10 protein-coding genes and 1 pseudogene are annotated in these 11,204 nt (G+C 68.1%); 7 read left to right on the top strand and 4 right to left on the bottom strand.

The genetic code is table 11. The annotated features are described in order from the left end of the window. Positions 1–155: 155 nt before the first annotated feature. From AWZ10_RS11360 to AWZ10_RS11345, 4 genes are all read left to right on the top strand, one after another. On the top strand, positions 156–347 hold the full coding sequence (locus AWZ10_RS11360; protein WP_046705118.1) for a hypothetical protein: 192 nt from the start codon (positions 156–158) through the stop codon (positions 345–347). A 96-nt stretch (positions 348–443) separates the two neighbouring features. Further along, positions 444–938 (top strand): BlaI/MecI/CopY family transcriptional regulator, encoded by a 495-nt coding sequence (locus tag AWZ10_RS11355; protein ID WP_425264483.1) that lies wholly within the window; start codon positions 444–446, stop codon positions 936–938. Positions 939–947: 9 nt separating this feature from the next. Next, on the top strand, positions 948–1,481 hold the full coding sequence (locus AWZ10_RS11350) for an amino-acid N-acetyltransferase (RefSeq protein ID WP_046705119.1): 534 nt from the start codon (positions 948–950) through the stop codon (positions 1,479–1,481). Between the two features lie 289 nt (positions 1,482–1,770). After that, complete coding sequence (locus tag AWZ10_RS11345) at positions 1,771–2,106, top strand: histone-like nucleoid-structuring protein Lsr2 (protein WP_060890998.1); 336 nt, start codon at positions 1,771–1,773, stop codon at positions 2,104–2,106. On the opposite strand, the gene AWZ10_RS11340 is transcribed toward AWZ10_RS11345, so the two are convergent. Further along, a complete protein-coding gene (locus AWZ10_RS11340) occupies positions 2,085–2,741 on the bottom strand; it encodes an SCO3374 family protein (protein ID WP_060890997.1) in 657 nt (218 codons plus the stop codon). The genes AWZ10_RS11345 and AWZ10_RS11340 overlap by 22 nt on opposite strands. 462 nt (positions 2,742–3,203) lie before the next feature. Between AWZ10_RS11340 and AWZ10_RS11335 the strand changes: the two genes are divergently transcribed. Further along, positions 3,204–5,729 carry an ATP-dependent Clp protease ATP-binding subunit gene (locus AWZ10_RS11335; protein WP_037702414.1) on the top strand — a complete coding sequence of 842 codons (2,526 nt, stop codon included), beginning with the start codon at positions 3,204–3,206 and terminating at the stop codon, positions 5,727–5,729. A 1,551-nt stretch (positions 5,730–7,280) separates the two neighbouring features. Next, on the top strand, positions 7,281–7,895 hold the full coding sequence (locus AWZ10_RS11325; protein WP_046705122.1) for a M23 family metallopeptidase: 615 nt from the start codon (positions 7,281–7,283) through the stop codon (positions 7,893–7,895). Positions 7,896–8,009: 114 nt separating this feature from the next. On the opposite strand, the gene AWZ10_RS11320 is transcribed toward AWZ10_RS11325, so the two are convergent. Both AWZ10_RS11320 and AWZ10_RS11315 read right to left on the bottom strand, forming a co-directional pair. Next, positions 8,010–8,198: a hypothetical protein gene (locus AWZ10_RS11320; protein WP_046705123.1), complete on the bottom strand. Its 189-nt coding sequence runs from the start codon at positions 8,196–8,198 to the stop codon at positions 8,010–8,012. A gap of 91 nt (positions 8,199–8,289) precedes the next feature. Further along, a complete protein-coding gene (locus AWZ10_RS11315; protein ID WP_046705124.1) occupies positions 8,290–8,901 on the bottom strand; it encodes a TetR/AcrR family transcriptional regulator in 612 nt (203 codons plus the stop codon). A 167-nt stretch (positions 8,902–9,068) separates the two neighbouring features. On the opposite strand from AWZ10_RS11315, the gene AWZ10_RS11310 reads away from it, so the two are divergent. Further along, positions 9,069–10,670: an MDR family MFS transporter gene (locus AWZ10_RS11310; RefSeq protein WP_060890995.1), complete on the top strand. Its 1,602-nt coding sequence runs from the start codon at positions 9,069–9,071 to the stop codon at positions 10,668–10,670. Between the two features lie 270 nt (positions 10,671–10,940). Here AWZ10_RS11310 and AWZ10_RS11305 read toward each other — a convergent pair. After that, positions 10,941–11,204: pseudogene (locus AWZ10_RS11305) on the bottom strand (ATP-binding protein); the annotation flags it as partial.

The raw sequence follows: 11,204 nt of genomic DNA, 5'->3' as shown, positions 1-11,204 counted from the left end.
GCCGGGCCCGGTCCCCCGGCCCGACGCCCCGAGCCCGGCCCGCCGTCCCGTCCCCACCCCCGGCGAGGTCTTCCCGCCCAAGCGCCGACCGGCCGCCCCGCCCACGAACCCGCCCCAACAGCTGGCCGCCGTCTAGCCCTGGCTACCCTGGCCCCATGGACTACGTCTCCGCGCTGCTGCCCCCCTTCGTGATGGCCGTGCTGTTCATCGCCGTCATCAGAGTGATCGTGAAGACCCAGGGCGGCCCCAACAAGGCCAAGGAGGACGCGGTCGTCGACGCGGCACTGGCCCGCGCGGAGAACGCCCGCCAGGCCGGCGACACCCGCCCCAAGGGCACCGGCGCCTGACGCGACCCACCTCATCGGCGTACGACTCGTATGTTTTCGAGTCGTACGCCCTTTTTGTTCTGTTTCCTGGGATTTCTTCGGATATCGTGAGGAACTGTGCCTCGCCCATTGGGAGAACTCGAAGACGCGGTCATGACGCGGGTGTGGAAGTGGAACCGCCCGGTGACCGTCCGGGAAGTCCTGGAAGACCTCCAGCAGGAACGGTCCATCGCGTACACCACGGTGATGACCGTTCTGGACAATCTCCACCAGAAGGGCTGGGTGCGCCGGGAGTCGGAAGGCCGGGCCTATCGTTATGAGGCGGTCTCCACCCGCGCCGCCTACGCGGCCGCACTGATGAACGAAGCCTGGTCGCAGAGCGACAACCCCGCGGCCGCGCTCGTCGCCTTCTTCGGGATGATGAGCGAGGAACAGCGGCAGGCGCTCACCGACGCCGTGCGCATCGCGCAGGGTCCCGACCCCGTCAAACCGGATCCGGCCGCGCCCGCCGCCCCGGTCGAAACCCCTGTTGAAACCGTCGGAGAATCCGCCGAATCGTCCGGCGAAACACAGGGGACCCCCGGCGAATCCCCGGATCTCCCCGGGCGATAGCGTCCGCTCATGCCAGCAACGCGTCCCGGAGTCACCGCAAAAGCCATCACCGTCAGGCGGGCCCGGACCAGCGATGTCCCGCACGTGCGCCACCTCCTCGACTCGTTCGTCCAGCGCCGCATCCTGCTCGACAAAGCGACGGTCACGCTTTACGAGGACATCCAGGAGTTCTGGGTCGCGGAACGGGACGACAACGCCGAGGTCGTGGGCTGCGGCGCGCTGCACGTGATGTGGGAAGACCTCGCGGAAGTCCGCACTCTCGCGGTGAACCCGGACGCCAAGGGCCTCGGGGTCGGTCACCAGTTGCTGGAGAAGTTGCTCCACACCGCTCGCTGGCTGGGTGTTCGCCGGGTTTTCTGTCTGACCTTCGAAGTCGAGTTCTTCGCGAAGCACGGCTTCGTGGAGATCGGGGAGACTCCGGTCGACACCGATGTCTACGCGGAGCTGCTGCGTTCCTATGACGAGGGCGTCGCTGAGTTCCTCGGTCTCGAACGGGTGAAACCGAACACCTTGGGCAACAGCCGGATGCTTCTGCATCTGTGATCGTCAGGGATCCGCAAGGAACCTCGAGGTTCATCGGGGAACCTCGCCCCTTATTCCACCGGGGCCGCCTTGCCCGGGTGCCCTATGTCCGAAACGCGCATGTTTCCGGTCTTCCTCGGGCTCCTCGCCCTCTCCGCAGCCTCTCCTCGGTCTCTCCCAGGGGTTTGTGTTTTTCCTGGAAAAGCGGTTTGCTTTCCGACGTACTGCAGTACTGCATATAACAGGGGACGTGAAACAGCGGCGCACGCCGCGGCCCTCGGTCCTGAAGTTATCGATGAAAGGAAATCCAGTGGCACAGAAGGTTCAGGTCCTTCTTGTCGACGACCTCGACGGCGGCGAGGCGGACGAGACCGTGACGTTCGCGCTGGACGGCAAGACGTACGAGATCGACCTCACGACCGCCAACGCGGACAAGCTTCGCGGCCTTCTCGACGCCTACGTCAAGGGTGGCCGACGTACCGGAGGCCGTGCTTCGGGCGGGCGCGGCAAGGTCCGTGCCGCCACCGGCGGCAGCCAGGACACCGCGGCCATCCGCGCCTGGGCGAAGGAGAACGGCTACGAGGTCAACGACCGCGGCCGCGTCCCCGCCTCCATCCGCGAGGCCTACGAGAAGGCCAACGGCTGAGATTCCGACGGCCCGGTGCTCGCGCGCCGCAGCCGGACGCGGTGGCAGTGCGTCGCCACCGTGTCCACCACTCGCACGAGGTCGGGGGCGACCCCACCGCCTCCCAACGCCGACATGCTCGGCAGCGAGGGTTCCACCTCGCACCCCGGCTCGGGGGGCCGCAGCCAGTCGGCGGCCCCCTGTGAACCGGCCTCCCCGCGTCCGCCCACGAGCCTTCCGGCCCCGCCCGGAGGCGTCGGCGCCACCATGTGACCGCCCGTTCCGACGGCAGTGAGGTCCAGGTCGAGGCCGCCCCAGTCCAGCCACTCCAGCAGACCCGGCAACTCCTCCGCGCAGCCGGCCGCGACCAGCAGCAGCATCCGCCCGCCGCGCAGCGCCACCGGCGAACCCGGACCGGGCACCGGCCCCAGATGCCTGAGCGCCGCGACCCCCGCTTCCGCCGGTACGTCGAGCACATCGAAGCGCAGGCCCGTAAGGAGTTGTACGGGCGTCCCGGGCGCGGTCGCCCAGCCGAGATCGTTCTCGTACCACCGCCGCACCGCGTCGCACGCGATGTCGCCCGGAACATCGCGCGGGACGGCGCCCGGGTCGTCGCTCGGGTCGAGCGGTCGGCGAGGAAGGGGGACGATGGCCATGTCAGGAGCAACCGTGCGAAGGACCCCAGAGTTACGCTGGGTATCGGAGCGTGTGCGAAGGGTGCCGGGAAAGGGGGCGTTCCGTGGGGTGCGACGACGCAAGGGTGTTCGCCCTTAGCGGAGGGAACTGGTGCATCCGGCATGGAGTGTCAGTGCCTACGGGTAAGACATCCCTAGTGGGAGGGGGCGACACGCAGGAAAGGCCGTCTCACGTTCGCCATCGGCGTACTGATGGTGGGGGTAACTGCCTGGCCTGCGGGAACATCGTCTCGCACCATCGGGTTGAGCAGATGTCGGCGTTCGGGCGGCAGGAAGCAGTAACTTCTGTCTCCGCGAGAGCGGAGGTGAACCGGACGGTGTCGGCAGTTGGAATGAGCGGTCCCCGCTTGCGGGACTAAGCTGCGGAAGGACAGAGAGGGGAGCGTCCCCTAACTGCCTGACCGCTCTGAGGAGCGATTAACGATGTTCGAGAGGTTCACCGACCGCGCGCGGCGGGTTGTCGTCCTGGCTCAGGAAGAAGCCCGGATGCTCAACCACAACTACATCGGCACCGAGCACATCCTCCTGGGCCTGATCCACGAGGGTGAGGGTGTCGCCGCTAAGGCCCTGGAGAGCCTCGGGATTTCGCTCGAGGCGGTCCGCCAGCAGGTGGAGGAGATCATCGGGCAGGGGCAGCAGGCCCCGTCCGGGCACATCCCCTTCACCCCCCGTGCCAAGAAGGTCCTGGAGCTCTCGCTCCGCGAGGCCCTTCAGCTGGGCCACAACTACATCGGCACGGAGCACATCCTGCTCGGCCTGATCCGTGAGGGCGAGGGCGTCGCCGCCCAGGTCCTGGTCAAGCTGGGCGCAGATCTCAACCGGGTGCGGCAGCAGGTCATCCAGCTGCTCTCCGGTTACCAGGGCAAGGAGACCGCCACCGCCGGCGGCCCCGCCGAGGGCACCCCCTCGACGTCCCTGGTCCTCGACCAGTTCGGCCGGAACCTCACCCAGGCCGCTCGTGAGTCCAAGCTCGACCCGGTCATCGGGCGCGAGAAGGAGATCGAGCGGGTCATGCAGGTGCTGTCCCGCCGCACGAAGAACAACCCGGTCCTGATCGGTGAGCCCGGCGTCGGCAAGACCGCCGTCGTCGAGGGCCTCGCCCAGGCCATCGTCAAGGGCGAGGTGCCCGAGACCCTCAAGGACAAGCACCTCTACACCCTCGACCTCGGCGCGCTGGTCGCCGGCTCCCGCTACCGCGGTGACTTCGAGGAGCGCCTGAAGAAGGTGCTCAAGGAGATCCGCACCCGCGGCGACATCATCCTGTTCATCGACGAGCTGCACACGCTGGTCGGTGCGGGTGCCGCCGAGGGCGCCATCGACGCCGCGAGCATCCTGAAGCCGATGCTGGCCCGTGGTGAGCTGCAGACCATCGGTGCCACCACGCTCGACGAGTACCGCAAGCACCTGGAGAAGGACGCCGCGCTGGAGCGCCGCTTCCAGCCCATCCAGGTCGCGGAGCCGTCGCTGCCGCACACCATCGAGATCCTCAAGGGCCTGCGGGACCGCTACGAGGCGCACCACCGCGTGTCCATCACGGACGAGGCCCTGGTGCAGGCGGCGACGCTCGCCGACCGGTACATCTCGGACCGCTTCCTGCCGGACAAGGCGATCGACCTGATCGACGAGGCCGGTTCCCGGATGCGCATCCGCCGGATGACCGCGCCGCCGGACCTCCGCGAGTTCGACGAGAAGATCGCCGGTGTCCGCCGGGACAAGGAGTCCGCGATCGACTCGCAGGACTTCGAGAAGGCCGCCTCCCTCCGCGACAAGGAGAAGCAGCTCCTGGCCGCCAAGGCCAAGCGGGAGAAGGAGTGGAAGGCCGGCGACATGGACGTCGTCGCCGAGGTCGACGGCGAGCTGATCGCCGAGGTCCTCGCGACCGCCACCGGCATCCCGGTCTTCAAGCTGACCGAGGAGGAGTCCTCGCGTCTGCTGCGCATGGAGGACGAGCTCCACAAGCGGGTCATCGGCCAGATCGACGCCGTCAAGGCGCTGTCGAAGGCGATCCGTCGTACGCGCGCCGGTCTGAAGGACCCGAAGCGTCCCGGTGGTTCGTTCATCTTCGCGGGCCCGTCCGGTGTCGGTAAGACCGAGCTGTCCAAGGCGCTCGCCGAGTTCCTCTTCGGTGACGAGGACGCGCTGATCTCCCTCGACATGTCGGAGTTCAGCGAGAAGCACACGGTCTCGCGTCTCTTCGGTTCCCCGCCCGGATACGTGGGCTACGAAGAGGGCGGCCAGCTGACCGAGAAGGTCCGCCGCAAGCCGTTCTCCGTCGTCCTCTTCGACGAGGTCGAGAAGGCCCACCCGGACATCTTCAACTCGCTGCTGCAGATCCTGGAGGACGGTCGCCTGACCGACTCCCAGGGCCGGGTCGTGGACTTCAAGAACACGGTCATCATCATGACGACCAACCTCGGCACCCGGGACATCTCCAAGGGCTTCAACCTGGGCTTCGCGGCCTCGGGCGACAAGAAGACCAACTACGAGCGCATGAAGAACAAGGTCTCGGACGAGCTCAAGCAGCACTTCCGGCCCGAGTTCCTCAACCGTGTCGACGACGTCGTCGTCTTCCCGCAGCTCACGCAGGCGGACATCCTGCAGATCGTCGACCTGATGATCGGCAAGGTCGACGAGCGCCTCAAGGACCGGGACATGGGCCTCGAGCTCTCCCAGTCCGCCAAGGAGCTGCTGTCCAAGAAGGGTTACGACCCCGTGCTGGGCGCCCGGCCGCTGCGCCGGACCATCCAGCGCGAGGTCGAGGACACCCTCTCCGAGAAGATCCTCTTCGGCGAGCTGCGCCCCGGCCACATCGTGGTCGTGGACACCGAGGGCGAGGGCGACGCGGCCACCTTCACCTTCCGGGGTGAGGAGAAGTCGGCGCTGCCGGACGTCCCGCCGATCGAGCAGGCGGCCGGCGGAGCCGGGCCGAACCTGAGCAAGGACGCGTAACCGCTGCGCTCGGCCTGAGCGAGAGCGGGAGGGGCTGCCCCGGGACTTCGGTCCCGGGGCAGCCCCTTTTGTATTTCCGGCGGTTCTCCCGGCCGCGGTTTCGGTTCTCCCGGCCGTGCTTGCGGTGCGGCGAACCGCGTCGGTCCTCTCGATGACGGGAGCCGTCGGGGGGAGTTCGAGGACGTGTTCGGGTACGTCGGTGACCTCGGGAGCGAGACGAATGGTGACCCGGCGCAGGTCCGGAAGGAGGCCGGGGAGTTTCGAGACGTCTTCGGTGCCGGAGAAGTGGTCGAGCCGCAAACCGGTGATGCCCGGCAGCACCGGCGCGGCTTCCCAACCGGTCGCGCCCCGGTTGGCGCGCAATTCCGTGAGTGCAGGCATCCGGGAGATCTCCGTGAAGTCCTCGGGGATGAGCTTTTCCGGGAGCTCGGCGAGGCTGAGGTGCTTCACCGCGTGCATACGTGCTGAGGCCGCGTAGTCCGGTGAACCCGCAGCGTCTCCATGCCTAATCGCGGATAGTCCAGCGGCAGGCCCTGGGGAAGCGCTTCGCGGAGGCAATCAGCGTGGAGCGGGAAACTCAGGTCGAGCGCGTCCAAGGTGGTGGATGCCGCGAGTGAATGCAGCGCGCCGGTTTCTCCGGACCCGGCAGGCAGTCCAATGCCGGTCAGGTGAGCGGGAGTTTCGTGAGCGGCCACAGGTTCTTCCGATGGGGGTGCCGCCACCGACGTCCAGATGCCTGATCCGGCCCTGCCCCGAGAGGAAGTCCGGACCGCCGAGCACCCGGTTGTCACGCATCACGAGATTCCGCGGCCGTCCGGCTGCGGCGCCGTTCCGAGTTCGGCGGCACCGAGGTCGAGTGGGCGGTGAAATGGAGGCTCTCTTCCCAAAGAGAGCCGATGACTTCCTCGGCGTACGCCGGGGTGGCGAACCGGTGTCAGGACCGGGCGAGGACCGGGACGGCGACGGAGGTGCCGACGAGGGACGCGCTGAGAAGGACACGAGCACGGCGATCCGCGCCGTCCTGTCGACCAGCCCGTCCCCATGCCCTCGTCCACGAACAGCTTTTTGATCAGCGGCGTCATCGCGCTCGACGCCAGGCGCATGCCTGTCGCTGACGCTTCCGGGTTTCTCCCCTGGGGTCGTATTCGGCCGGGAGGGGGTCATTTCCCCGCGTTCCGAGTGATGTGGGCCGCGTAGTCGGCGTCACATTCCGCCGCTTTCCGATCCAGCGGCCGGTGACATGGCGCACAGGATGTCGACCCTGTACTAGGCGGAATAGTGGAAGACGCTTGAGGGGCAAAACGGACTTTTGGGTTGGGGGGTGTGGGTTTCGGGCGGCGAGGTGCAGGTGGGGATGTGTTTTGGGGTGACTGTCAAGGAGTGGGGTGATTTAGGACTGTGTACGACGTTCGGTCGTAGGTCACACGTTTGGGGGGTTTCGGGACGTAGGGGTACCAAGGGTTATCCCATTCGGCGGTCGCAGAGATGCGCCGGGTGGGGTTCGTGTCCGTCGAGGCACAGTCCTTGTCTCCGTCCCCCGTGAGGTAACCCATGTCGCAGCGTGTTCGCACTTCCCGCACCCGTATGTCCCAGCTCCGTGTCCGGGCCGCCGTGATGGCCGTCGGGATGGGGGTCTCGGGTGTGCTGGGGGCCGGGGTCGCGGCCGCCGCCGGTGGGGCTCAGGCCTCGGGTGCCGTGCAGGCCGCGAGCACCGGCACCGTCCAGGCCGCCGCCGCGAAGAAGGCCACCTCCTGGGTCAGCCCGGTGAAGGGCTACAAGCTGAGCGCGCGGTTCGCACAGGCCGGCAACATGTGGTCCGCCAAGCACAGCGGGCAGGACTTCGCCGTCAAGAGCGGTACGAAGGTCGTCGCCGCGCACGGCGGCACCGTCGTGAAGGCCGGTGGCAACGGCGCCGGTGACGGCCCCGCGTACGGCAACGCGGTCGTCATCAAGCACGGCAACGGCACGTTCTCGCAGTACGCCCACCTCTCGAAGGTCGGCGTGAAGGTCGGGCAGGTCGTCAAGACCGGCCAGCGCATAGCCTTCTCCGGCAACACCGGTAACTCCAGCGGGCCGCACCTGCACTTCGAGATCCGTACGACCGCCAACTACGGCTCCGCCGTCGACCCGGTCGCCTTCCTGCGCACCAAGGGCATCACCATCTGAGCCGTCTGAGCCGTCCGCGCCTCTGAGACGTCCGGGTCGGCCGATCTGGCCGATCTGGCCGATCTGGCCGGTCCGACCGAGCCGTCCACGGCTTTCGCGTGTGGGTGTGCGGTGTCAGCACGGGCCGTGGTCCTGGCCCGTGCCGCACATCGGGGTGTCGCCGTAGTGGTCGATGAGGACGAGCATGACCAGGAACATCACCACTGTCACCGCCGCCGTGACAGCGAGGGCGACGACGTGGCGGCCGCGCAGGAACTCGGCGCGTTCCTCCTCGGTCATGCGGGTGTATTCGTCGGCGTCCACGGGGGCCTCCTCGCGCGAGTGCCCGGGAGGTTCCCGAAAGCACTGAGGGTTTACCCGGATATCGGGGCCTTCAAGAGCATTGCGGAGGCCCTCAAGGGCTCTGGGTGCCGGCGTGTGCCTGTGTCACCAGATCGATCGCGACCTCCAGGACCGCCTGACGCTTCTCCTCGGGGTCGCCTTCGACGTCCCGGAGGGCGAACATGCCGGCGTGCATGGTGAACAGGGCGCTCGTGCAGCGGACCTGGTCGGTCAGGGCGGCGTCGGGTTCCTTGATGGTGTCGACCAGGCTGATCATGCGGTCCTTGAACGACTCGCCGACGCTCAGCTCGCGTACCGTCGCCTGGTTCTCCTGCATGAAGCGGAACAGGGGCGCCACGTCGGCCAGGGCCACGCTGTAGCGACGCAGGATCTCCCGCTTGGTGTCGAGGGTGCGCGGCTGGGTGCCGGCCCATTCGATCAGCTCGTCGATCGGCCGCTGCAGATCCTGGAAGAGGCCGATGAGGATGTCTTCCTTGGTCTTGAAGTGGTAGTAGAGCGCCGCCTTCGTCACATCGAGGCGTTCGGCGATCTCTCGCAGCGAGGTCTTCTCGTACCCCTGTTCGGCGAAGAGTTCGAGGGCGACGTCCTGGATGCGCTGACGGGTGTTGCCGCGACGCTGCCGCTTCGCCGTCGCGTCCGTCGCGTCCTGCGTCGTGTCGCTCATCCTCGTACTCCTCGCCGTCACGGAAGGCCCGGGTCCGGTCAAGCCTCGGCCAAGCCCGTCGTACTTACTTGACGCCCGGCTAGTTAGGGACCTAGCTTCCCTAAGTGTAGACAACTAGCCGGTCGGCAAGTAAGTGCACGGAGCTCCGGGGGGAGTGGAGGACCGCGATGGATGCGGAAACGAAGAACGAAGTGAGCGGTGGGGCCGAGAAGGACGGGCCCCAGCCGCGCAGTGTGCGGGTGGTGCTGCTCGCGCTCATGATCGCCATGCTGCTGGCGATGCTCGACAACATGATCATCGGCACCGCGATGCCGACGATCGTGGGCGAGCTGGGAGGTCTGGAACACCTCTCCTGGGTCGTGACCGCGTACACGCTCGCGACCGCAGCCTCCACCCCGATCTGGGGCAAGCTCGGCGACCTCTACGGTCGTAAGCGGGTCTTCATGACCTCGATCGTGATCTTCCTGATCGGGTCGGCGCTGAGCGGGATGGCCCAGGACATGGGCCAGCTGATCGCGTTCCGCGCGGTGCAGGGACTCGGCGCCGGCGGGCTGATGGTCGGCGTCATGGCGATCATCGGCGACCTGATACCGCCGCGGGAGCGGGGCAAGTACCAGGGGATGATGGCCGGTGTCATGGCCCTCGCCATGATCGCCGGGCCGCTGGTGGGCGGGTCCATCACCGACCACTGGGGCTGGCGCTGGTCCTTCTACATCAACCTGCCTCTCGGGGTCGTGGCGCTGGTCGCCGTCAGCGCCGTACTGCATCTGCCGAAGCCGTCGAGGGACGGGCGGTCGGCGCGGAACATCGACTACCTCGGCGCGGCTCTGCTGACCGTCGGCATCACGGCGATCGTGCTGGTCACGACGTGGGGCGGGACCGAGTACGCCTGGGGGTCGGCCGTCATCATGGAGCTGATCGCGCTCGGGGTGGCCTCGCTGGTCGGGTTCCTGTTCGTGCAGCAGCGGGTGGCGGAGCCGGTGATACCGCTGCACATCTTCCGCAGCCGGAACTTCACGCTGATGTCCCTGATCGGGTTCTTCACCGGGTTCGTGATGTTCGGCGCGGTGCTGTTCCTGCCGCTGTACCAGCAGTCCGTGCAGGGCGCGTCCGCGACCAACTCCGGGCTGTTGCTGCTGCCGATGCTGGGGGCGATGCTCGCGGTGTCGATGGTGGCCGGGCGGGTGACCACGGGCAGCGGCCGTTACAAGGTCTTCCCGGTCGTCGGGAGCGTCCTGATGATCGTGGGACTGTTCCTGCTGGCGCAGATGGACACCGGTACGAGCCGGGTGACGTCCGGGGTGTTCATGGCCGTGCTGGGCGCCGGTATGGGATGTCTGATGCAGATCACCATGCTGGTCGCGCAGAACAGCGTCGAGATGAAGGACATGGGGGTCGCCTCCTCGACCACCACGCTGGCCCGGACGCTCGGGTCGTCCTTCGGTGTCGCCATCATGGGGGCGCTCTTCAACAGCCGCGTGCAGGACGTGATGGCCGAGCGGGCCGGGGCGCTGGGGTCCAAGGTGACCGAGCAGTCGGCGCAGCTCGACGCGGCGAGTCTGGCGAAGCTGCCGGTGGCCGCGCGGGAGGCGTACCAGTACGCGGTCGCGTCGGGGACGCACTCGGCGTTTCTGCTGGGGGCGGTTGTGTCCGTGGTGGCGCTGGTGGCCGCGGTGTTCGTGAAGGAGGTGCCGTTGCGGGGGGCCGGGGGGCCTTCTACGGCGGAAGCCGCCAGCGAGGCCGGTTCCAAGGAGACGATGGCGGTCTGACCGTCTCCTGATGACCCCCTGAGCGCGCGGGAGAGCTCAGGGGGTTCGGTGCGTTGGCGGGTGCGGGTGCGTCGTGGTTGCCCGCACAGTTCCCCGCGCCCCTACAAGACGCAGGCCCTGCGCGCCTGAAAGACCAGCAGGCCCTGCGGGCCTGACAGACCCCGGCTCTGCGGGCCCGAAAAGCACGGGGCGCAGCCCCTGCTTTTCAGGGGCGCGGGGAGCTGCGCGACCAGCCCCCACCGGACCCGCGGATGACCCACGCCCCCCGGCTCACATCGGCAGCATCGGATAGCTGCCCGTGCTCGTCGGGGCGTGTTCCGGGAGCCACAGCACCGCGACCGCGCCCTCGGCCGGTACGTCGTCCGGGGACCCTGGGGGTCGGACGTTGCGGAAGGTGAGGCGGGCGCCGAGGACGCGGGCCTGGCCGGCGGCGATGGTGAGGCCGAGGCCGTGACCCTGGCCGGCGCGGTCGGAGGCGCCGGTGCGGAAGCGGCGGGGGCCGTCGGCGAGCAGGGCCTCGGGGGAGCCCCGCCC

It is taken from the genome of Streptomyces europaeiscabiei (assembly GCF_001550375.1).
GTDB lineage: Bacteria > Actinomycetota > Actinomycetes > Streptomycetales > Streptomycetaceae > Streptomyces > Streptomyces europaeiscabiei.
Note: the sequence above shows the minus strand (reverse complement) of the source record. Positions and strands in the feature narration are given on the sequence as shown.

Bases quoted from the DNA above. Each gene is read 5' to 3' on its own strand.
- AWZ10_RS11350 (WP_046705119.1), top strand. From the start codon at position 948: ATGCCAGCAACGCGTCCCGGAGTCACCGCAAAAGCCATCACCGTCAGG.
- AWZ10_RS11315 (WP_046705124.1), bottom strand. From the start codon at position 8,901: ATGAGCGACACGACGCAGGACGCGACGGACGCGACGGCGAAGCGGCAG.
- AWZ10_RS11325 (WP_046705122.1), top strand. From the start codon at position 7,281: ATGTCGCAGCGTGTTCGCACTTCCCGCACCCGTATGTCCCAGCTCCGT.
- AWZ10_RS11335 (WP_037702414.1), top strand. From the start codon at position 3,204: ATGTTCGAGAGGTTCACCGACCGCGCGCGGCGGGTTGTCGTCCTGGCT.
- AWZ10_RS11360 (WP_046705118.1), top strand. From the start codon at position 156: ATGGACTACGTCTCCGCGCTGCTGCCCCCCTTCGTGATGGCCGTGCTG.
- AWZ10_RS11340 (WP_060890997.1), bottom strand. From the start codon at position 2,741: ATGGCCATCGTCCCCCTTCCTCGCCGACCGCTCGACCCGAGCGACGAC.
- AWZ10_RS11310 (WP_060890995.1), top strand. From the start codon at position 9,069: ATGGATGCGGAAACGAAGAACGAAGTGAGCGGTGGGGCCGAGAAGGAC.